This is a genomic window from Hymenobacter sediminis (assembly GCF_003231285.1).
Taxonomy (GTDB): domain Bacteria; phylum Bacteroidota; class Bacteroidia; order Cytophagales; family Hymenobacteraceae; genus Hymenobacter; species Hymenobacter sediminis.
Map to the genome: position 1 here is coordinate 612015 of NZ_QKNS01000001.1, position 21719 is coordinate 633733.

The window sequence follows — 21719 nt, forward strand, 5'->3', positions numbered from 1 at the left end:
CTTAGAATGAAACGATGCTAGCTATGCAGAGCAGGCAGCCTTAGTGCGCGGAAGGTTGCTGCAGCACCAGGCTCTGCAGTGCAAAATGGTCGCCGTCGTGCAGGGCTGGGAAACGCTCCCGGAAAGCCTCTAACTCGGAGCGGCGCAGGGCACGGGTAATGCTGGTTTCTTGGTTGCCAACCTCCACCAGGTATTCGCCGCGCATGTCCAGCAGGGCCGAGTCGCCGGTGTAGGCGTGGCCATTGCCATCGAGGCCCACACAGTTCACGCCTATGGTGTACGCCAGGTTTTCAATGGCCCGGGCCCGGAGCAGGGTTATCCAGGCGGTGCGCCGGGTGGCCGGCCAGTTGGCCACGTACAGCAGCAAGTCGTAAGGATTATCGAGCGGGTTACGGCTCCACACCGGAAAGCGCAAATCGTAGCAGATCAAGGGGCAGATGCGCCAGCCCCGCCATTCTTCAATCAGGCGGTCGGTGCCGGAGCTGTACACCTCATGCTCTCCAGCCAGGGTAAACAGGTGGCGCTTGTTGTAGTGGCTGACGGTACCATCGGGCCGCACCCACAGCAGGCGGTTGTAGTAAGCGTCCTGATCCTTAATGATAATACTGCCCACTACCACCGCGTCGCGGCTGGCGGCTAGCTGGCGCATCCAGTCGGTGGTGGGGCCGTCAACCGGTTCGGCTAGTTCGGCGGCCTTCATGCTGAAGCCCGTGGTGAACATCTCCGGTAGCACAATCAGGTCAGTAGGAACCGATATTTCAGCAATATGACGGCCCATTTCCTGGCGGTTAGCATGCGGGTCGTGCCACTGCAGGGAGGTTTGCACGAAGGAGACGGTCAGATCGGACACAGTAGTGGGATTAGGGCAAGAGGGAAAAGTTCGGTCTAGGAAGTATACCGAAAAACCACGATATACCGACTATAAAGTTCCAGTCCGATGCGGGAGCTCCGGCTTATAGCTGCTGGAGGCGCTCGGCGGCGGCGCGCAGGGTAGCGTCCTGCTTGGCAAAGCAGAAGCGTACCAGCTGGTGGTCCTGCCGATTATGATAAAAAGCGGAAACGGGCACCACTGCTACCCCCGTCTCCTGGGTCAGGCGGCGGGCAAAGGTTTCATCGTCGAGGTCGGGGGCTATGGCTTGGAAGTCAGCTACCTGGAAGTAAGCGCCCTGCACCGGCAGCAGCCGAAAGCCCGTGGCAGCCAACAGCTCCCGGAACAGGTCGCGCTTTTGCTGGTAAAATGCAGGTAGCGAATCGTAGAGGCTGGTATCAGGCAGCACATCGGCCAGGGCGTGCTGGGTAGGTGTACTCACGCTGAAGGTCACGAACTGGTGTACCCGGCGGAGCTCCATAGTCAGGGCCGGTGGGGCCACGCAGTAGCCCACCTTCCAGCCCGTAGCATGGTAGGTTTTGCCAAATGAAGACAGCACAAAGGCCCGCTCGCGCAGCTCCGGATGGCCCACTACGCTGCGGTGGGGCTCGCCATCAAACACCATATGCTCATACACTTCATCACTGAGCACAAGGGTAGGGGTAGGGCGCAGCAGCTCTGCCAGCGTGTCCAGGTCGGTGGAGGTGAGGGTAGCGCCGGTGGGGTTGTGCGGCGAGTTGATCATGACCAGCCGGGTGCGGGGCGTAAGGGCCGCCGCTACTTGGTCCCAGTCGGGGCGGAAGTTGGGCAGGAGCAGGGGCACGTATACGGGCACGCCGCCCTGCAGGCGCACGGCCGGGGCATACAGGTCGTAAGCCGGCTCCAGAATTAGCACCTCGTCGCCGGGACGCACTACGGCAGCTAGCACCGCGTACAGCGCCTCCGTGGCGCCGCTGGTGACAGTAATTTCGGAGGCGGGGTCGGGGGCGTAACCGTACAGACGGGCGGTTTTAGCGGCTATGGCCTCGCGCAGGCGCGGCAGGCCCGGCATGGGCGCATATTGTTGGTGGCCGGGGGTAAGCACATGGCGGGCCAGGGCTTCCAGCAGCGGCCGGGGCGGGTCGTAATCCGGAAAGCCCTGGGCCAGGTTAATGGCCCCGCTGTCCTGGGCCAGCTGGGTCATCACGGAGAAAATACTGGTGCCCACGTCGGGCAGTTTGGAGGCGAGGGAGGGGTAGGGCATAACAGCAAATACAAACTGTACCCAAGGTACTAAAGCAGACGAGCTATGAAACCGGCCGGGCGCTGGGCGGCAGAAACACCCGGAACGTGGTGCCCTCGCCCACGGTGCTATCGACGGTGATATGGCCGCCGGCGTTTTGTACTACCCGGTTTACGAGGTATAACCCCAGGCCGGCCCCCTCTACGTGGTCGTGGAAGCGGCGAAACAGCTGGAACAACTCGCCCCCAAAGCGCTGCAGGTCCAGGCCCAGGCCGTTATCCTGCACCTCTAACACCGGCTGCCCTTCCACCAGCAACGTGCGCACCTGAATGCGGGGGCGGCGTAGCGGAGCGGCATACTTAAGGGCGTTGCTGAGCAGGTTGTACAGCACACTGTGCAGATGAGGCCGCACGAAAAATAAAGCCGGCAGCGCTTTAAAATCGGTGCGAATAAGGGCCCGGGAACTGGTCACCTGCTCATGAATGCTCAGCAGCACTTCCTCCGTAAGCTCGGCCATATCCAGTCGTTCGGCTGGCTGCTGGTGCCGCAGCTTCTGAATGCGCACCAGCTCCGAGAGGTTGTGAATAGTACCGTCAATCTGGTGCAACGACTTCTCGAACATGGTGATGAGCTTCATGGCGTCCGGGTCGCGGAAGAAGGCCGTCCGAATCAACTCCTGAAAGATGCCCGCCATGTTATGAATTGGCTGCTTCAGATCGTGCGAAACGGCGTACACGAAGCTGTCGAGGTCCTGGTTGGTGCGGGTAAGCTCGGCGTTTTTCTCTTCCAGGCGTTGCTGCACCTGCTTATAGTCATCAATGTCGGCGGTGGTGCCAAACCACCGCTGAATCTGGCCCTGTTCGTCGCGCAGAGGATGGGCCCGGTGCAGAAACCAGCGGTATTGGCCGGTGCTCACGTTCAGCAGGCGGCTTTCCATCCTCATGTCAGCTCCCGTCTGGATGCAGTGGCTGAACTCCTGGTTTATGGCTTCCCGCTCCTCGGGCCAGAGTAACTCTGTCCAGCCTTCGCGCAGGGTTTGGTCCACCGGCACGCCGGTATAATGGCTCCAGCGGGAATTGAGGTAGTCGATGGTGCCATTGGGCTGGGCCGTCCAGACGACGGCTGGCACGCTTTCGGCCAAAAACCGGAACTGCTGCTCACTGCGGCGCAGCTCCTCGGCCATTAGCCGCTGATCCTGCACATCGGCGCACGCTCCATAAAAATACTGCAGCTCTCCTTCCGAGTTAAATGATGGCACAGAGCGGCTCAGGTGCCAGCGGTACTGCCCATCGTGCTGGCGCAGGCGCATTTCCACGCTGAAGGGGCTAAGCTCGGCTATGGCTTGCTGAAAGGCTTGTCGGCACAGCGCTACATCCTCAGGATGGAGTGCCAGTATCCAGCAATTGGGCAGGTCGTCGATGGTCTGACCGGTGTACTCAAACCATTGGGGGCTGAGGTATTCCATGGAGCCATCGGGGCGAGTGATGCTGGTAATCTGGGGCAACGATTCCGTTGTGACCCGCAGTAGCTCATCCTGGCGGCGCAGCTCCTCGTTCAGGGTTTCCAGCCGCAGGCGGGCCACCACCCGCTCCGTCACTTCCACTGCAAACACCAGAAAGCCCTGGGTTACGCCCGCGTTGTCAAGCAGGGGCTGCGCCGTGAAATCGAAATAGCGTTGCTGGAGTTCATCCTCACTCGGAAGCCACACGCTGCGTTCCTGCTCTATCACGGGCTGCCCCGTGGCATAGGCTTCGTCCAGCAAGTCAAGCAGGCCCTGATCGGCCAGAACAGGAGCGGCTTGCCGGGCTGTCTGCCCTACCCTGATCTGGCCGCCCAATAGGTCGTTGAAGCGCTGGTTGATGAAGCTAACCAAGTGCTCGGGGCCCAGCAGGGTAGCAATATAGGCCGGCACTTGGCCCAGAATCAGCTGGAGCTGAGTGTCTTTCTTTTCCAGCAGCAATTGGGTTTGCTTCTGATCCTCGATGTCGGTGCAGGTGCCAAACCATTTCGCTACCTCCCCTTTTTCATCGAGCAGGGGCCGGGCCTGGGCCAAAAACCAGCGGTACTGGCCTTGCTTACCGCGCAGGCGGTAGTCGCACTGGTAGTAACCGCCCGTGTCCCGGGCCTGGGCCCAAGTTGTCAGCGCCCGCGCGCGGTCCTCGGGGTGAAGAAGAGCGGGCCAGCTGCTGTCGGTGGCAGTCAGGCCAATGTAGTCTTCCCACCGCTGCGAAGCATACAAGATCTGGCCCTGCGGGTCCAGCACCCATACTAGCTGCGGAATGATATCGGCCAGAACCTGGAACTGCTCCAAGCTGTGGATCAGGGCGCGCTCCGTAGTCCGGGCCTGGGTCACGTCCTGCACGGCCCCAAACAGGCGGGCGGGCTGACCGGCTTCATCACAGATGAGGTGGTAGCGGTCCACCAATTCGGCCCAGCTGCCATCGGCCCGACGGAGGCGGTAAGAAAGCTGCGTGACAGGCTGCTGTCCGCTTTTTATGGCCGCTATAGCAGCATCTATCTGGGGGCGGTCGTCGGGGTGAAGGCACTTGTACCAGAACTCAAAGCTCTGGTATTCGGGGGTTCGGGGGTAGCCGAACACCGTGGTAAACATCTCATTATGCCACGACTGGCCCGTGCGTAGGTCCAGGTCCCAGAGTACATCGTGGCTGGTGCGGGCTAAGGTCGAGAAGTTCTCACGGCTCAACTGCACCTGCTGCTCGGCCTGCACCTGGTCGGTTACATCCAGCACCCGAACCAGAATCTGCCGCAGCTCACCGGTTGGGGCCAGTACGGGCTGCAGCATAGCCTGCCAATAGCGCGTGCCACCCGGCTCCGAAGGCCCGGCTGGTGGCTGCTCGTAGCGGAGGGCATCAAGGCGGCGCGGCTCCTGGTGCTGCACCACTTCCAGCAGCGTGGTTTGCCACAGCTCGGCCGTGGGGGTGCCAGGCTCCACCGGCAGCACTGACAGCACCGGTTGGCCTATTACTGCCTCCGGCCGCACGCCCAGCAACTGGCACATGGTTTTGTTCAGCGTGGCTACGCTGAGAGAGGGGGTTAAAACCAGGTGTGGACTGGGAAGCGCTTCGAAAAGAAGCTGAAAATCGAGCGACTCAGAGGTCATGAGAGAAGAGGGCGGGGCGGGCAAATACAGGTCCGGCCGTCCGGGCCCTGCCGCAAGGTAGCAGTGTACGTCGCCCGGAAAAAGAAACCACCACCGCCTACCTCATAAATCATGCCCAGGCCTCACGTTGGCTTTCGTAACCGGGCGCCTTGGGCTTAGCCAATTGGTAGGGGTAGGGAGTGGGCGAGAAGCAAGGGTACCCTCATCAGACTAAGGCAGATGCCGATAACGAAACGGAATGCACTGGAGGTTGAAGCCTGGTCAAGGGGTAGGGCAGCAACCTCCGGTATGTGCCAGGAGTAGTGTTTATTTGCTGGCAGAAAGAAGCATTATGGCCCTACGACTACTGCACCAGGACGAGCATATCAGCATCTATTTCGACTACGCCAACGACTGGCTTTACGCTGACTGGACCGGTGACCAAACCGGAGAATCGGTAAAAGCCAGTGCGCTTCGGATGTTGGAGCTGATGCGGCAGGAGCAATGCCGCAAGGTGCTCAATGATAACCGTCGTGTAACCAGCATGTGGCTAGATGCCTCGGAGTGGGGCGGCAAGGAGTGGTTTCCGGCCATGGCCGCGGCCGGCTTGCAGTACTTCGCCTGGATTTACTCGCCCAACGTGTACAGCCGCCTTTCCACCGACCTAACCTTGCAGCACACCACCCGCCCCGTGGTCCTACCCTTCGATAACCCGGAAACCGCTGAAGCCTGGCTGCGGCAGATGTAGCCTCGTGCTAAACAACGGGTTTGCTTTCGGGCCGGAACGGTAGTTTCTTCGGGAATCCCAACCCGTGCTCTTCGCGTGATATTCTCTTTTCGTACGCTGCTGCCAGCCGTGGCCCTGGCAGCCTGGTCCGGCGGGGCCGCTCTGGCCCAAACTCTCCCCATACTCGACCAGGTGCCGGCTTCCGTGCGGTGGTTTGAGGTGCGCACGCCCCACTTCCGGGTACTGTACCCCGAAGGATTTGCCGACCGGGCCCGCCGGACGGCCCACCGATTAGAACAAGTGCATGAGCCGGCTGGCGCCTCCTTAGGACTGGCGGCCCGGCCCGTAACCGTAGTGCTGCAAACCCGCACCACCGTGGGTAACGGCTTCGTGACGCTGCTGCCGCGCCGCTCCGAGTTCTACACTACCTTTCCCCAAGACCCTTTCCTGGCGGGTACACTGGATTGGCTGGATGAACTGACCGTGCACGAATACCGCCACGTAGTGCAGTACGACAAGGCCCACCAGGGCCTGGGGCAGCTGGGTTATATCCTGGGCGGCTACGGCGGTCTGGGCCTGACGACCCTGGGCGTACCTGACTGGTTTGCGGAAGGCGACGCCGTGGGTACCGAAACCGCCCTGACCCGCAGCGGGCGGGGGCGTATTCCCAATTTCGATGCTCCGTTGCGTGCCAACCTGCTGGCCGGCCGCCGCTACTCCTACGCCAAGGCCGTGGCCGGCTCCTTCCGCGACAACGTGCCCAACCATTATGTGCTGGGCTACTTCCTGACTACCCGCCTGAAGCGCACGGCCGGAGCCACTACCTGGGGCGAGGTGCTGAACCGCTACTACCATTTCCCGGTGTACCCGCTGTCGTTTTCCGATAAGCTGCGCCGCACCACCGGCCTGCGTACCGACGACCTCTACGCCCGCACCATGCAGGAGCTGGACAGCACCTGGCGCGCCCAGCAAGCCGGCCGCGAGTTGACGCCCGCCACCGAGCTGCCCGTAGCGGCTACTGAAAAGGTATTCACGGAGTATCAGTACCCCCAGTATGTTGATAACAACACTGTGTTGGCCCTGAAAAGCGGCCTGGGGCATACGCCGCAGTTGGTAGAGCTAAGCCGTGGCGGCCGGGAGCGGCGCCGGTGGGTGCTGGGCCTGCACCACAATGCCGAGCAGCTGTCGGTGGGCGGCGGGAAAGCGGCTTGGCTGGAGTTTCGCTACGGCCCCCGGTGGCAGCAGCAGGTGTACTCCGAGCTGCGCGTGCTCAACCTGACTACCGGTGAGGTAAGCCGCCCCGACCGCCGTACCCGCTACACGGCCGCTGTGCTGGCCCCGGATGGGCAGCGCCTATTAGCCGTCAGCACCGATTCGGCTTACCAGCACCGCCTGCACCTGCTCGATACCGGCACCGGGGCCGTACTGCGTACCTTCGATAACCCCCGCAACCTGCCCTACCTGCACCCGCGCTTCAGTGCCGATGGGCGCACCGCTGCCATCGTGCGCCTGGAGCCGGCCGGTAAAAGTTTGGAGCTGCTGACGCTGGAAACCGACCAGAGCCGCACGCTGCTGCCCGCCGCCAACGACAACATTTCGCACCCCCAGCCCTGGCAGGACTACGTGCTATTCAACTCCCCACGTTCCGGGCAGGATGAGGTATATGCCGTGCACACACAAACCGGCGAGGTCCGGCAAATAACCGCGCGTCTGGTGGGGGCCTACCACGCCGCTGTTTCGCCGGATGGGCAGCGTCTGGCCTTTCATGAGGTGCGGGCCCAAGGCAGCCGCGTGCTGGAAATGGCCCTGCAGCCGGAGCAGTGGCGCCCGGTTTCGTCGCCTACCGCCGGCACCCCCGCCAACCGCTACGCCGACGAGTTGACTGCTGGGGAGCCTGGCACCCGCACCGTGGGCCCGGTACTGCCCCACGACTCCGTAGCAGGTGCGCCGCTGGTAGCTCGCCGCTACCGCCGCCTACCCCATGCCTTTAATGCGTACGGCTGGGGCTTGGTGCAAAGCCCTTCGGGAACGGGCCTGAACCTGGGCCTGCGGGCGCAGGATGTGTTGAGCACAACCCAGCTGATGGTGGGGACGGGCTACGATGGGGTGGAGCGCACGGGCCGCGTGTTTGCCGATGTCAGCTACCAGGGGCTTTGGCCCGTGCTGGATGTAAGCGTGGAGCACGGTGCCCGCCGGGTGGCCGGCGTTCTGGCGGCCGGCGGCGTTGACTACGACCGGTGGCAGTATAACCGCTTGAGCGTGGGTAGCCGTCTGCCCCTCACGCTCACTACCTCCCGCATGCTCACTTCCCTAACGGTAGGAGCCTACTATCAGCTGGAACAAACCCAAGGCTACGACTTGGTTGCTCAACCCAGCCGTACGGAGGTAGGCCGCCGGCCTCTGCACGCCTTGGTTGGTAGCGTAGCCTTTGCCCGCACCCTGCGCCAGAGCTACCGCGACGTAGGGCCCCGCTGGGGGCAAAGCCTGAGCCTGGTGTGGCGGGGTACCCCCTTCGGCACGGGGCTGTCGGCTGGGCAGCGGGCGGCGCAGGGCAGCCTGTTTCTGCCGGGCCTGGGCTGGCACCATGCCATCCGACTGCGGGCGGGCTACCAATGGCAGCAGCAGCGCGAGTACCGGTTCGGCTCGGCCATCTTCTACCCTCGCTCTTTGCCCTACCTAAGCTACAATCAGCTAACCACCCTGAGCGCCGAGTACCGCCTGCCCCTGGCCGATATGCACTGGGACATCGGCCGGGTGCTGTACGTGCAGCGGCTAAAGGGCGCGGCTTTCGTGGATGGCGTTTGGGGAAAATCGGGCAGATCGGCTGGCAGCTACTATGCCATGGGCTTCGATTTGTCGGCGGTGTTTAACCCATTGCGGCTCCGGACGCCCTTGGAAGCAGGGGTGCGCACCGTGTACAATTCCGCCTACGGGCGCTGGGAGCTGCAGCCGCTAGTACTCAACATCGGCTTTTAGGCCTACCCCCGGTTTAGACAAGAAAGCCCGGTTCTGCTGTCAGAACCGGGCTTTCTTGTCTTGAAGTATGAAGTCGTATAACCTTGTCTTACTTAGCGGCTTTAAACACCAGCAGCGGCTGCGCGTGCTCCGTGTCGTAGAGGGCCAGCTGGCGGTTGCTGATGCTGTAGCGCGTTACCTGGGGTAGCAGTTGCAGGTAGCGGGTTTCAAGATCCTGATTAGAGCAGGTGGCATACGTAGCATGCTGGTTGCTAAAGCGAAGCCCGGCGGAGGCCGCCGCCAGTTGGTACTGGCCTCCGTACTGGTTGCAGAAAGCCCGGCCGCTGTTCGAACTCCCTACCGAGCTCAATATCAAATCGGTGCTAGTGCTGCCAGTTTGCTCACCCGCGGCCTTCCCTTCTATTTCGGCCAGCACCCAGCGCTGATCCAGCAAATACAGCGGCGCGGGTACGGGCTCCGTGTCTTTAGCGCAGCTAGTAAGCAGGGCCGTGCCTGCAATGAAAACAAGGGGTAGAAAACGCCGCATGGATTGAGCCGGAAGGATGAGGTAGGACGGAGAAAGGAGCAAGATAGCCAGTAAATGGTTGCATACTTGCATCATGCCCGCGCCCGCTCTGCTTTCTGCCACTGATTTCACCCTGCCCTTCCTCGACCATTACCTGCGCGTACGCACCCTCCGCCACGTTAGTCCGGCGGCCGAGCAGCGGCCCTGGCTGGTATTCCTGCACGATTCGCTGGGTAGCATCCGTCTCTGGCGCGACTTACCCGAGCAGCTGGCCACCGCCCTGCAATGCCACGCCCTGATTTACGACCGGCGCGGCTACGGTGAGTCGGCACCGTTTGGTCCCGAGCTCCGTACGCCTGCCTACCTCGAACAGGAAGCTCAAACCGTGCCCGCTGTGCTATCAGCCTGCGGAGTTGCGCAAGCCGTGCTGTTTGGGCATTCTGATGGGGGTACGCTGGCCTTGCTGGTAGCGGCCGCCGAGCCGGGCCTGGTAGCCGCGGCCGTAACCATTGGCGCCCATGTGTTTGTGGAGGCAGAAACCCTGCGCGGCATTGAGCAGGCCCGCCAGCAATATGCCACCACCGATTTGTCCCAGCGCCTGGCTCGCTACCACGGCGCTAATACTGAAGCTGTGTTCCGGGCCTGGACGGATACCTGGCTAAGCCCGGCCTTCCGAAGCTGGAACATTGAGCACTATCTGCCTCAGGTGCAGTGCCCCGTGCTGGTACTCCAGGGCACCGCCGACGAATACGGCACCCCAGCGCAGGTAGCGGCCATTGCCGGGCAAGTAGCCGGGCCCGTGCGCGCCGAACTCCTGCCAGGCCTGGGCCACACCCCGCACCGCCAGGCACCCACTCAGGTAATAGACCTAACCACCGATTTTCTGCGAAGCCTGAAGCTTTTTCCTCTAACCAATCCCCTCCAAACCGGCATTTAGGTAGGTGTTTGGTAAAGAGAAGCTGCGCATACTAAATCAATAGCAAGGAAGCGTCGATGGCACTGATTAATAACTTGGAAATGTTCTAATTAAAGCGCATTATAAAATCATGGTTTAGAGTGCGTTTTACTAGAAATTGTCGTTATTTAGTATCATCCCGGCCGGGCACGACGGTTTGTGTAGGTTGCCCCGGACCCATCCGGCTTCATTCTTTAGCCAAATCAGCACTGTGACGTCTCGTTTGCCGGGTTCTACCTCTGAGCAGCAGCCTTTCTTTTCTTCATCCGGGGTGCAGCTCTTGCAGGAACTGCCTCAGGTCCGGCTTTCGTATGATGCTACTAACGGCTGGCTTTACGCCGATTGGTACGGGGCCCAAACGGCGGCTACCATGCGGGCTGGCTCAGAAATGTTAATAGCCGCCGTTGCTAGTGGCAAGTACACTAAGCTGCTCAACGACAATACCCACCTGACGGTAATGGCCGTGACAAGCCCGGAATGGGATGCCCTGCACGTACTGCCCCAGCTAATTAGTGCTGGCTTGCAGTACCTGGCCTGGGTATATTCTCCTGATCAGCAGAGCCGCCAATACACCGACTACGCTGTGAACCGAAGCCCGTACCCTTTTGTGCTCACCTTCGAAGAGTACAACATGGCCGCCGAGTGGCTGCGGCAGTTTTAAGCCAACCTCGTGCTTCAACGAGCCCGGGTTATGGTTGGTCGGCATAAGGTTTCTGTTCGCCGAGGGGGTAGCACCCTGGGCAGGAGGCTCCCGTAAACTTAAGCGAATATGGGTTCTAGACTAAGAAGGGCCCAGATACGTCGTTTACGTTTTCCTATCCTATGTCTGAAATTCAGCTCCATACCGAACCGTTCGGTGAGCTGCTCCTCTTGCCCGAAGTACCCTGCCTACTCATCCGGTGGCATGGGTTTGCCAACAGTCGTAATCTTCGATTTCTGCTAGATAAAGGGCTGACGCTCTACCAACATTACCGCTTGCAGTACCCGAACCTGAGTTGGCTATCAGATACCCGACAATTCGGGGCTATGCTTCCCGCCGACCAGCAATGGGCCGCCACCGACTGGAACCGCCGCGCCTACCAGGCGGGCATTCGAAACTTTGGATTCATTGGGCCCGAAAATGTATTCGGGCAGATTGCCATTCAGCAGTATTCCCAAAACACCCTCCACGGCGACTATCACCTGGGGGTGAGCTACTATGCATCCTTGGATCAAGCGTACCAACAGCTGAAGCCGCAGCAAAACCCTTCCGGGAGCCGTGCCCGTAGCAGGGGGTAGGCCGGCCGGATATCTGTAAGGAGTTGAGGTAATTATTTTTTTAGCAGCCGTGTTGGCCTGGCAGTGTCCCTTTGCTTATCTTCTGCCATGCAAGTACTGAAGCCCCTCTGCCTGACCGCCCTTTGCACTCTTGGTTTAACTGCTCCCACCACTTCCTCGGTGGCGGGCGGGCCTTCTTCTGTCACGGTGGTGGTGTCGGCCCTGGCGTCTACTTCCTCCTGCGTAAAGCTGTACTTCTATAATGCGCGGGAAAAGTTTCTGACTAAAGGCGGCTATGCATTTATGAAGGTGGTAAAGCCCAGTGGGCAGCATCAGGTAAGCCTGCCGGTGGAGCTGGCGCCCGGCGAGTGGGCCGTGGCCATCACCCAGGACACCAACAACAACGATAAGCTGGACAAGAACCTGATGGGCATCCCGACGGAGCCTTTCGCCTTTTCCAATAACGTGCGCCCGCGCCTATCCCCACCCGATTTCAACGACTGCAAGTTCACGGTAAACGGAGCGGGCAAAGTCGTAAGCATTGCCCTGACGAAGTAGCCGTCCGCCTACCCCTTGCGGAACGGATGAGCCCCGCGGGCGAGCCGCTCGGCCGTTTCTACGGCGCGGCGGGCGCGGGTTTCCGCTTGCCGTGCCGTGCTGATGTGCTGAGCCAATGCGCGCCGCATAGCACCAGACAGTAGCTGAAAGTTGTGCTCCGCTTCCGGCCAGGCCTCCAGCGCTTCGGCTAGTTCGGTGGGTAGGTCCACTCGGTCGGGCTCCGGGTCGGGTTCCAGGCTGAGCTGTACGTGCTGGCCCACCTGCACCCCGGCGGCCAAGCACAGCTCCTTGTTGATCATGAGGTAGCGCCCACCGCCCGTTTGGGGCAATAGGCTCAGCCGGATGGGGTAGCCATTCAGAGTACCCACCACGCGCCGGGCGCTTTTCCCGCCCAGGGCCTCCACGGTTAGCGGTGGCACTGCTACCACCTGCGTAGGCATAAAGCTGGGGCCGCCGGCTTCCAGGTAAGCTTCAAAGGAGTGCATGGGCATGAAAAGGGTATTTGGTCCTGAGGAACCCTGGGCACTGTTCAGTGGGTTTTGTGATATGCTGTAGGGGCCGGCTGACGGCTAAAACCTTTTGAGGGCCCTGCGGCTTATACCCGCCTGAACTTGTAAAATCATTGCTGACATGAAAATAGAAATCTGGTCCGACATTGTGTGCCCGTTCTGCTACATCGGCAAGCGGCGCCTGGAAAACGCACTGGCGAATTTTCCCCACGCCGATAAAGTGGAAATCCAGTGGCACAGCTTTGAACTGGACCCCGGGGCCCAGACCGAGCCCGGCGTGAGCTTGTATAAGCGCTTGGCCGCCAAGTATGGAAATACCGAAGCCTGGGCCCGGCAGATGAGCGCCAACATGACCCAATCGGCGGCTGAGGTAGGACTGGCGTTTGACTTCGACCGCGCCGTACACGCCAACACTCTGCATGCTCACCGCTTGGTGCACCTAGCTGACCGCCACGGCAAGCAGGACGCCGCCAAGGAGCGCTTCTTCAAAGCATATCTGGAAGAAGGCCAAGACCTCAACGACTTTGCTACCCTTACCCGCCTGGCTAATGAAATAGGCCTGCCCGCCGCGGAAGTAGAGCAAGTGCTCCACTCCGAGCAGTTCACCCAGGAGGTGCGCCACGACGAGTACCAGGCTCGCCAGATTGGGGTGCGCGGCGTGCCGTACTTCGTCTTCGATGACAAGTACGCCGTGTCGGGTGCCCAGCCAAGCGAGCTGTTCCAGGAAGTGCTGGAGAAAGTATGGGAAGAATCTCGCCCGCAGCCCGTGCAACTGGCCGGCGCCGACGGGGCCGCCTGCGGTCTTGATGGCAGCAATTGCTAAGCGTAGGCTACGCCGTCAACAAAAAAGCCATTCCTAATGCTGGGAATGGCTTTTTTGTTGGATCTACTCAGCTTTCTGGAAAATAAGTAGCGGCCGCAAGGTGTTGCTGGCGTCATAAAGCCGCAACTCATAGCCGCGGATTTCATAACCTGCGGTACGGGGTAGGGCATTCAGGTATTTATCCTCCAAGCTCTGGGCGGCGCAGGTTGCTCTGGTGGAGGATTGCCCGCTAATACTGAGCACGCCGGGGCTGCTGCCAAGCGTGAACGTGCCCCCAAACGAATTGCACGGCGCCAAGCCTTCCGTACGGTTAGGGCCGGAAGTAAACCGGATGTAGGAGCGGAAGGTATCGGAGTAGCTGGAAACAGATATGGGCGTTTCTTCTATCTGCACTAGCTTCCAGCGGGTGTTCAGTAATTCCACGGCGGGCTGCGAGTCATTATCATCCTGGCAGCTGCCTGCCAGAAGACCCAGCCCGATGATGCCTGAATAGAGAAGAGGTTTGCGCATAAGTGAAGGGTAGGAAAGGTGAGGTAGTGGGGGCAGATAAACGATATATGAGGGCCGTTGTAAATTACAGAGTTAGCTACTGGCCAAAAGGTTGCAAACAAAAAGCGCCACCCGGTATGGGTGGCGCTTTTTGTTTCCGAAGGGGGTAGGCCTTACGCGGGTTGCTGCAGCTGCTCCAGTTGCTGGCTGATGAAATCTACCTCCTGGGGCGAGAGTTGCACATCAATGGCGTGGGCATTCTGCACGGCTTGCTCGGCGTTGCGGGCGCCCACCAGGGCCACCGAAATACCGGGCTGCGCCAGCGTCCAGCGCAGCACCAACTGGCCGAGGGTAGCATTTTTGCTTTCCGCCATGGGCCGGATTTTATCTAGGAAGGCATTCACGCGCGTCACAAACTCGGGCTTGAACAGCGGGTGCGTGGCGCGCAGGTCGCTGGCATCGAAGTGCTGGCCGGGCTTGATTTTGCCCGTCAGCAAACCAAGCTGCATGGGGCTGTAGGCCAGAATAGCCTTGTTGTGCTCCAGGCAGTAGGGCACCACATCCTTCTCAATGTCGCGGCGCACCATGCTGTAGGGTACCTGGTTCGAGGCCAGGTTTACTACCTGCTCGGCTTCCTGCATCTGCTCCACAGAGTAGTTGCTCACGCCGGCGGCGCGCACTTTGCCCTGCTCAATCAGGCGCTGCACGGCCTCCATGGTGTCATGAATGGGCGTAGTCTTGTCGGGCCAGTGAATCTGGTACAGGTCAATGTAGTCGGTGCCGAGGCGGCGCAGGCTGTCCTCGCACTCCCGGATAATGCTGGCCGGGGCGGCGTACTTATACACGTCGATGTCCTGGCCCTGGTTGTTCTTGCTCTTCATGGCAAAATCACCCTTGGCCTCGTCCCAGCGCATGCCAAACTTGGTCAGGATCTGGACCTGGTCGCGGGGTAGGGTTTTGATGGCCTCGCCCACAATTTCTTCGCTTAGGCCTTGCCCATAAATGGGGGCCGTATCAATGCTGGTTACGCCCAGGTCAAAAGAAGCGCGGATGGCGCCTACGGCGTCGTTCTGCTCAGTGCCGCCCCACATCCAGCCGCCGGCTGCCCAGCTGCCAAACGTTATCCGCGAAACGCGCACCCCAGAGGTGCCTAATTCAATGTATTCCATGATGAAAGGATAGAGAAGTGTCAGGAGTACCCGGCCTTGGGAAGGTCCGGGAGTCAGTCAAACCCACACTACAGGCCAAAGGTTACGCCCAAGCCATGCGCCGGACTGCCACAGTTCAGCTGCTATGGTTCAGTTGTATGCTGCCTTCTTATCAACTTCAGCTCACTGGCATGAAGCGCTTTTGCCGCGCCAGCGGGGGTAGGGGCAGCTAGGTGGAACTCCAATTTCCTACCCCGTAATAAGGCCCGAAGCCTACTTCTTCCGGTACGGAAAGCTTTCGGCCGACGTACGAACCAGCTCTTGGGTGAGGCGCGTGGGCTTGAGGGTTGCCGTGCCCGTGCGCTCAAAATCAAAGCGCCACACCAGCTGTCCGCTGCGGCAGTCGTGCAGCGTGAGGTTGGTGGTGGCCTGGCTGCTGGGTATAGCTGATGGCTCAGTGGAGCCCAGCAGGGGCTCGTTCAGGAGCATGCGTGCGGCCAAGCCCATGCCAGCGGGCAGAGGCTGGTACAAATCCGTCTGGCCCGAAAGGATGGCATCAACCCCCAGCACGCGCTGCAGCTCACTCATCGACTGCTCAGGGAGCGTAGCGAAGGTAATGCCGGCTTGCTGCAGGCGGCGGTTGGTTTCGGCTACTTCCTGAAACTGCACCGAGTAACCGGCTTTGGGATGCTGCTCGCGTAGCTGAGCCTGCAGCAGCGCCTGCAACTGGTACGCTACCGCCTGGCTTTCCCGGGCCTGCTTGTCGTACCACTCCTGCTGCACCCGCTGCAGGGTGGCCCTTGAGGTGTCGGTGCCGGTGTAGCGAATGTCGCTGAGGCGGATGCGGTCCTGGGTTACTTCGAAGGGCAGAATGGCTACCGTCCGGTGGGCTGAAAGCACGGAGGCTTCCAGAGTGCGGGAAGAGAAGTGAGCGGCCGGAGCGCACGCCATGAGTAGAAGCAGGAAGCCAATAAACAGCCTAGACATACAGCAGAGGGGTAGGAGGTCAGAAATAACAGCCGCGCTTGGGGCCCCAAGATGCGCATTTAAGGGTTCAGCTGCCAGCGGGGGGTAGGGCATTTCTACCGTTCAGCCTGGGCCCAGGGCGGGGTGTGCAACATACCTGCCTCGCGTAACTTCCGCTCTGTCTGGCAGGTATAGAAGCTAAGAACTATCCCTCCATTCTACTCCAAAACCTGATGAAAGCCACCCTCACCGCAGCCCTGTTGCTGCTCATAACCCTGGTCAGTAGTTGTTCCTCGTCGGTAGCTGTGCAGCAAAAGCCCGGCGTCGATTTTAGCCGCTACCACACCTACGCCTGGGCCAAAACCGATGTAAAATCGGCCGACTCGCAGAACCCCATCTACAAAAGCTCCCTCAACGACGAAATCATTCAGGGCGCCATCAACAGCGAAATGGCTAAGCGTGGCATCCGGCCAGTAGCCGGCAATGCCAAGCCCGATTTCTACCTGACCTATCACCTCTACATTGAAGAGGCCGAGCGCACCGTGGCCAACCCACCCGCGCCGGGCTACGCCTTCCCCTACGCCATGAGCTACCGCGGCCGGCTGCTGCCCATCAACTACGGCTACTGGTACACCTCGCCCTACTACAACACTGGCTACCGTACCGAAACCTACAACGAAGGCACCATGATTCTGGACATTGTGGACGCCCGCAGCCACAACCTGGTGTGGCGCGGCTCCGTGGCCGACCCAGTGGGCAACCCGGCTCGCCTCGGCGAGGAGTTTGCCAAGGCTGCGAAAGACATTCTGGAGAAATTTCCGGTGGCTGAAAAGCAGTAGTGCGCTGGCTACCCCAAGCCTCAACCCAAAGCCTCGCCCGAACGGCGGGGCTTTTTGCTGCCTGATAGGGAAAGAACACATTAAATTATTGTCGGTTTCCTTCAATTGGAAAGCTGGACAACTAGCCAAGGAAATAGGGGTTCAAGGGCATTGAGGGGGTAGTAAAGCGCTGATATATAATGCGCTGCCTATGTTTGAAATAGTTATAAAAGGCGAAATTATGTAGCTGATAATTAGCGTGTAAGAAGGAACGCCGCCAGGGCAGGGGCGTAAAGAGACTCGCTATGAATACGAACCTCTCTTCCCCTTCTGAATCAACTTCCCGGCTATCGGACCAAGCTGCTGCCCCGTTGGTGCTGCCTGTAATAGAAGAACAGGCCGTTGTTAGGCGGGAGGTGGTAGAAACCGGCCGGGTGCGCCTGACCAAAACGGTGCAAGAGCATGCGGAAGACCTCACCTTCACGCTGCTGCACGATGAAGTGCAGGTGGAGCGCGTACCCATCAACCAGTATGTAGCCGATGGCGCTACCCTGCCCGGCGTCCGCTATGAGGGCGACACCATGGTTATTCCGGTGGTGCGCGAGGTAGTGGTAAAGCGCATGCTGGTGGTAGAAGAACTGCACGTAACCAAGCACCAGGTACCCACCCAGGAAAGCCACCAGGTAGTGCTGCGCCAGGAAGTGGTGCAGGTTACCCACGAGCCGATAGCGCCAACCAACGCCGGCACACAGCCGGCTACCCCCCTTACCCCTTAGTTCCCTTTTTCACCTAACCTTTCTCTGACAGCTATGAACCAGACCGTAGTAGGAATCTTCGAAAATGCTGACCAAGCGCAGCAGGCCGTCCAGCGCCTCGCCGCCGCCGGCTTCACCACCGAAAATGTAGATGTAGCTTCTAGCAGCAGCTACAATAGCTATAGCAGCCAGGGCTCCGGCAGCAATTACCAAAACAACAGCGGCACGGCCGTAGAAGGCGCAGCCGATGTGGCCGGTCGTACGGCCGATAAAGCCGGCGACGGTATCAGCAACTTCTTCAGCAACCTGTTCGGCAGCGACGACTCCGATGACGCTCAGCGCTACTCGCACGTTGCTCGCAACAGCGGCTCCGTGGTAACGGTACACGCTCACTCCGAGGAAAATGCCCACCGCGCCGCCGAAATTCTGGACGAAGCCGGTGCCGTTGACGTAGATGAGCGCGCCAGCCAGACAGGCTACCAATACGGCAACAGCTATGGTGCCACCGGCGCTACGGCTGCTAGCACTACCGATACCGGCGCCACGGCCCAGGTAATCGAAGAAAACCTGCAGGTAGGCAAGCGAGTAGAGCAAACAGGCGGTGCCCGCCTGCGCAGCCGCATTGTGGAGCGCCCCGTAGAAGCCAGCGTGCGTTTGCGCGAGGAGCACGTAAACGTGGAGCGCCGCCCTGTTGACCGCCCCGCTACCGAAGCTGACTTTGCTGCCTTCAAGGAGGGTGACATTGAAATTACGGAAAGCGCTGAGCGGGCCGTAGTGGGCAAAGAAGCCCGCGTGGTAGAAGAAGTTTCGCTGGGTAAAGAAGTAACCGAGCGGGAAGAAACCATCCGCGACACCGTGCGCAAAACCGAAGTTGACGTGGAACGCCTGGATGGTGGCCGCACCAACACCAATACCGATACCGACTACAATCAGCGCTCTATCTAAGCTGCTGACAAACGATAGTATATTAGAAAAGCGCCCGACGTTAGTTGGGCGCTTTTTTGTTTCTGGTCAGGGGCTGGGTAGTCCTGCCGTATCTTCGGCCGCTGGCAGAGGCGGCGGCTCCATGGGCCTACCCCCGTCTGGCGGCCCAAGGCCGGCCGGGTTCCGGCAGATTTCGGGGGTAGCACTTCTGCACTCACGTTTGTTCTGATTAGATGAGTTTACTACGCGTTTCGGAAGTTAGTTTGTGGGAGAAGGAGCGGTTTGCCGTGCGCAACATCAGCTTCACCCAGCAGCCGTTTCAGAAGCTGGCTATTGCCGCCGAAACCGGGGCCGGCAAGAGCACCCTGTTACAAATTATTGCGGGGCTGGTGCAGCCCACGGCCGGGGAGGTGTGGCTGGAGGACCGGCGCGTAAAAGGCCCGGCCGAACAACTGATGCCCGGCCACCCTGGCATTGCCTACCTCTCGCAGCAGTTCGAACTTCCTCGGTTTCTGCGGGTAGAGCAGGTGCTGCGCTACGCCAACAAGCTGCGCGCCGGAGCCGCCGAGCAACTTTATGAGGTTTGCCGCATCAGCCACTTGGCTCAGCGCCGCACCGATGAGCTTTCAGGCGGCGAGCGGCAGCGGATTGCCCTGGCCCGCCTGCTGCTTTCTTCTCCCAAGCTCCTCCTTCTCGACGAGCCGTATTCCAACCTGGATATGGTGCACAAGCGGGTGCTGAAAGCCGTGGTGCAGGACATCGGCGACCAGCTAGGCATTACCTGCACGCTCATCTCCCACGACCCCCTGGATACGCTTTCCTGGGCCGATGAAATTCTGGTAATGCAAGGCGGCCACCTGGTGCAGCAGGGCCCACCCGCGCAAATTTATCAGCAGCCAACCTCGGAATATGTGGCAGCGCTTTTCGGCGGCTACAGCCTCCTGAGCGGCCCGGCTGCTACGGCCTTAGCAGGCAAAGGCCGTAAACCGGCTGGAAAGCAATTGCTGGTACGGCCCGAAAACCTGCAGCTGGTAGCGCCGGGCCTCGGCGGCCTGAGGGGTACCATTGCCAGTATCCGGTACTTCGGGAGCTATTACGAGTTGACAGTGGAGGTGCCGGGCGGCCAGGTTACCGTCCGGACTACGGAAGCCGGACTGGTGCCGGGTGCGCCGGTGCAGCTGGCGCTGGCTCCCGGCAAGGTGTGGTACGTTTAGGCTGAACTGGCAGGTAGCAGCCTTCTACTCAAACCAATGCACCGTGAAAGTGGTGCCTTCGCCCAAGGTGCTGGTTACGGCCAGATGACCTCCCCGGCTGTTAATAATCCGCTGTACCAGGTAAAGCCCTACCCCCGCCCCAACCACGTGGGGGTGCTGGCGCTCAAACGTATGGAACATCGGGTCGGATTCCGAACTGATGCTCATGCCCAGGCCGTTATCCTGCACTATCAGCAAGGGCTGGCCGGTATCGGAAACTTGGCTGCGTGCCACAATGTGCGGGGCGCGCTCAGGGTGGGCAAACTTAATGGCGTTGCTTAGTAGGTTGTGCAGCACGGAGCGCAGGTTGGCCCGACCGTACAGCAGAGTAGGGGACGCCGCCATATCCAGCTCAACAACCGCTTGCGTTTCCTGCACCTGTGCCCGCAGCCCCAGCAATACTTCTTCGGCTACACTACGCAGGTCAAGCTCCTCGGTGGGCGCGGCCAGCTCCCGCTGGTCCTGCACGGTAGCGGCCAGTTCCTGGAGGGTACCATCTAGCTGGCCCAGGGCTTCGTCCACCATTTGGAGTAAAATGTCTTGCTCCGCATCGTGGAAGGTGGCAGTACGGCGCAGCTCATCAAACAAACCCCGCAGGTTAAACAAGGGCTGCTTTAAGTCGTGGGAGGCGGTGTACACAAACGTGTCCAGGTCGCGGTTGGTGCGGGCCAGCTCGTCGTACTGGGTTTGAAGTACTTCCCGCAGCCGGTGCTGGTCGTCTACGTCGGTACAGGCCCCAAACCAGCGCGGGCCGTTGCTGTCCGTGAGCTGCCGGGCCCGAATGATGTGCCAACGGAACTGCCCATCGTGACGGCGCATCTGGTAAAGCCCTTCGAAGTCTTCGCCGGTGGCCACGCACTGTACCCAGCGCCGGGCCGCCGGGGCCTGCTCCGCTGTCTCTAGCAGGGCTATCCAACCGGTGGGGCCCAGCTCCTGCTCCGAGAGGCCTGTGTATTCGGCCGTGTGCTTGTTGTAGTATTCGATAAACCCGACTCTTGATGCGGTCCAGATCAGCTGCGGAATACTGTCGGCCAGGAAGCGCAGCTCTGCTTCGCCCCGGCGCAACGCCTCGGACAGCTCGCGCTGGTCGTGCACTTCCGTAACGGCACCGTGCCAGGATACGGGCTTGTCCGGGGCGTGCAGTTCGGGCAGGGCCCGGCTTAACATCCAGCGGTACTGCCCATCGTGGCGGCGCAAACGGTATTCGTAGTTCCAGCCTACCCCCATGGTGCGCGCCGTATCTGACTGGTAAAGCACGCGCAACCGGTCATCTGGATGTATTAGCAGAGGCCAGATAGCGTTCAGGTCGGCCGTGGGTGGCTGCCCAGTGAAATAGTACCACTGAGGACTCACGTACTCAAACCGACCGTCGGCGTTCAGGCTGAAGGTAATTTGTGGGGCCGTTTCCGTAAGCACACGCAAGCGGGCATCGAGGCGGCGGGTTTCCAGGGAAAGCTCGTGGGCGCGCTGCCGGGCTTCTTCCTGGGCGGTTACATCCACGGCAAACACCAGCAGCCCCAATGGCTGGTCATCGTCGTCCTGCAGGGGCTCCAAGGTCAGGTCGAAGTAATGCCGGATCTTTTCTTCTTCCTCGGATATAGGGAGCAGCAGGGGGTAGGCTTTGGCCACAAATGGCCGCCCGGCTTCATACACCTGCTTCATAACCTCCAGCAGATCGGTAGTAAGCGGCCCCGGATACGCAGTTAGCGGCTCGCCGGCGGGCGTAGTGCCGCCCAGCAGGTTCTGCATGGCTTCGTTCAGGAAGCCAAAGCGCAACTCCGGCCCCAGCAGGGTGCCAATGCCCGCAGGCATGTACCGAAGAATGTGTTGGAGTTGCTGTTCGCGCATTGAATAAGGAAAGCCGGG

The 21719-nt window shown here is 60.4% G+C and carries 20 protein-coding genes; 11 read left to right on the plus strand and 9 right to left on the minus strand.

All coding sequences use genetic code 11. The features are described 5' to 3' along the window. Window positions 1–40: 40 nt before the first annotated feature. The 3 genes from DNI29_RS02600 to DNI29_RS02610 form a co-directional block, all read right to left on the minus strand. On the minus strand, window positions 41–850 hold the full coding sequence (locus DNI29_RS02600; protein WP_110976504.1) for an amidohydrolase: 810 nt from the start codon (window positions 848–850) through the stop codon (window positions 41–43). A 103-nt stretch (window positions 851–953) separates the two neighbouring features. Then, the gene (locus DNI29_RS02605; RefSeq protein ID WP_110976505.1) at window positions 954–2111 is read right to left on the minus strand and encodes a methionine aminotransferase; all 1158 of its coding nucleotides are present in this window, start codon (window positions 2109–2111) and stop codon (window positions 954–956) included. 43 nt (window positions 2112–2154) lie between these two features. Continuing rightward, window positions 2155–5211, minus strand: coding sequence for a PAS domain-containing protein (locus tag DNI29_RS02610; RefSeq protein ID WP_110976506.1), 3057 nt, complete (start codon window positions 5209–5211; stop codon window positions 2155–2157). Window positions 5212–5542: 331 nt separating this feature from the next. On the opposite strand from DNI29_RS02610, the gene DNI29_RS02615 reads away from it, so the two are divergent. Together DNI29_RS02615 and DNI29_RS02620 are read left to right on the plus strand one after the other, a co-directional pair. Continuing rightward, entirely contained in the window at window positions 5543–5938 is a 396-nt protein-coding gene (locus tag DNI29_RS02615) for a hypothetical protein (protein WP_110976507.1), read from the plus strand. Between the two features lie 75 nt (window positions 5939–6013). Then, entirely contained in the window at window positions 6014–8893 is a 2880-nt protein-coding gene (locus tag DNI29_RS02620) for a hypothetical protein (RefSeq protein WP_317048743.1), read from the plus strand. Window positions 8894–8981: 88 nt separating this feature from the next. On the opposite strand, the gene DNI29_RS02625 is transcribed toward DNI29_RS02620, so the two are convergent. After that, on the minus strand, window positions 8982–9461 hold the full coding sequence (locus DNI29_RS02625; RefSeq protein ID WP_162303479.1) for an META domain-containing protein: 480 nt from the start codon (window positions 9459–9461) through the stop codon (window positions 8982–8984). 31 nt (window positions 9462–9492) lie between these two features. On the opposite strand from DNI29_RS02625, the gene DNI29_RS02630 reads away from it, so the two are divergent. From DNI29_RS02630 to DNI29_RS02645, 4 genes are all read left to right on the plus strand, one after another. Next, window positions 9493–10335 (plus strand): alpha/beta fold hydrolase, encoded by an 843-nt coding sequence (locus DNI29_RS02630; protein WP_110976509.1) that lies wholly within the window; start codon window positions 9493–9495, stop codon window positions 10333–10335. A 229-nt stretch (window positions 10336–10564) separates the two neighbouring features. Beyond that, window positions 10565–11014, plus strand: a complete 450-nt coding sequence (locus DNI29_RS02635; protein ID WP_123823041.1) for a hypothetical protein — start codon at window positions 10565–10567, stop codon at window positions 11012–11014. 161 nt (window positions 11015–11175) lie between these two features. Continuing rightward, window positions 11176–11631 (plus strand): hypothetical protein, encoded by a 456-nt coding sequence (locus DNI29_RS02640; protein WP_110976511.1) that lies wholly within the window; start codon window positions 11176–11178, stop codon window positions 11629–11631. 87 nt (window positions 11632–11718) lie between these two features. Beyond that, on the plus strand, window positions 11719–12168 hold the full coding sequence (locus DNI29_RS02645) for a DUF2141 domain-containing protein (RefSeq protein WP_110976512.1): 450 nt from the start codon (window positions 11719–11721) through the stop codon (window positions 12166–12168). An 8-nt stretch (window positions 12169–12176) separates the two neighbouring features. Here the strand turns inward: DNI29_RS02645 and DNI29_RS02650 are convergent, their stop codons facing one another. Further along, window positions 12177–12653: a YdeI/OmpD-associated family protein gene (locus DNI29_RS02650; protein WP_162303480.1), complete on the minus strand. Its 477-nt coding sequence runs from the start codon at window positions 12651–12653 to the stop codon at window positions 12177–12179. Between the two features lie 145 nt (window positions 12654–12798). On the opposite strand from DNI29_RS02650, the gene DNI29_RS02655 reads away from it, so the two are divergent. Further along, on the plus strand, window positions 12799–13500 hold the full coding sequence (locus DNI29_RS02655) for a DsbA family oxidoreductase (protein ID WP_110976514.1): 702 nt from the start codon (window positions 12799–12801) through the stop codon (window positions 13498–13500). Between the two features lie 63 nt (window positions 13501–13563). Here DNI29_RS02655 and DNI29_RS02660 read toward each other — a convergent pair whose 3' ends face one another. From DNI29_RS02660 to DNI29_RS02670, 3 genes are all read right to left on the minus strand, one after another. Next, window positions 13564–14010, minus strand: a complete 447-nt coding sequence (locus DNI29_RS02660) for an META domain-containing protein (protein ID WP_110976515.1) — start codon at window positions 14008–14010, stop codon at window positions 13564–13566. Between the two features lie 152 nt (window positions 14011–14162). Next, the gene (locus DNI29_RS02665) at window positions 14163–15158 is read right to left on the minus strand and encodes an aldo/keto reductase (RefSeq protein ID WP_110976516.1); all 996 of its coding nucleotides are present in this window, start codon (window positions 15156–15158) and stop codon (window positions 14163–14165) included. Between the two features lie 252 nt (window positions 15159–15410). After that, the gene (locus DNI29_RS02670) at window positions 15411–16124 is read right to left on the minus strand and encodes a hypothetical protein (protein WP_110976517.1); all 714 of its coding nucleotides are present in this window, start codon (window positions 16122–16124) and stop codon (window positions 15411–15413) included. A 212-nt stretch (window positions 16125–16336) separates the two neighbouring features. On the opposite strand from DNI29_RS02670, the gene DNI29_RS02675 reads away from it, so the two are divergent. The 4 genes from DNI29_RS02675 (at window position 16337) to DNI29_RS02690 (ending at window position 19814) form a co-directional block, all read left to right on the plus strand. Next, the gene (locus DNI29_RS02675) at window positions 16337–16942 is read left to right on the plus strand and encodes a DUF4136 domain-containing protein (RefSeq protein ID WP_110976518.1); all 606 of its coding nucleotides are present in this window, start codon (window positions 16337–16339) and stop codon (window positions 16940–16942) included. 284 nt (window positions 16943–17226) lie between these two features. Further along, window positions 17227–17697 (plus strand): YsnF/AvaK domain-containing protein, encoded by a 471-nt coding sequence (locus tag DNI29_RS02680; RefSeq protein WP_110976519.1) that lies wholly within the window; start codon window positions 17227–17229, stop codon window positions 17695–17697. A 33-nt stretch (window positions 17698–17730) separates the two neighbouring features. Further along, window positions 17731–18621 (plus strand): YsnF/AvaK domain-containing protein, encoded by an 891-nt coding sequence (locus DNI29_RS02685; RefSeq protein WP_110976520.1) that lies wholly within the window; start codon window positions 17731–17733, stop codon window positions 18619–18621. Window positions 18622–18833: 212 nt separating this feature from the next. Next, on the plus strand, window positions 18834–19814 hold the full coding sequence (locus DNI29_RS02690) for an ABC transporter ATP-binding protein (RefSeq protein ID WP_110976521.1): 981 nt from the start codon (window positions 18834–18836) through the stop codon (window positions 19812–19814). Window positions 19815–19838: 24 nt separating this feature from the next. On the opposite strand, the gene DNI29_RS02695 is transcribed toward DNI29_RS02690, so the two are convergent. After that, complete coding sequence (locus tag DNI29_RS02695; RefSeq protein ID WP_162303481.1) at window positions 19839–21665, minus strand: PAS domain-containing sensor histidine kinase; 1827 nt, start codon at window positions 21663–21665, stop codon at window positions 19839–19841. Window positions 21666–21719 lie beyond the last annotated feature (54 nt).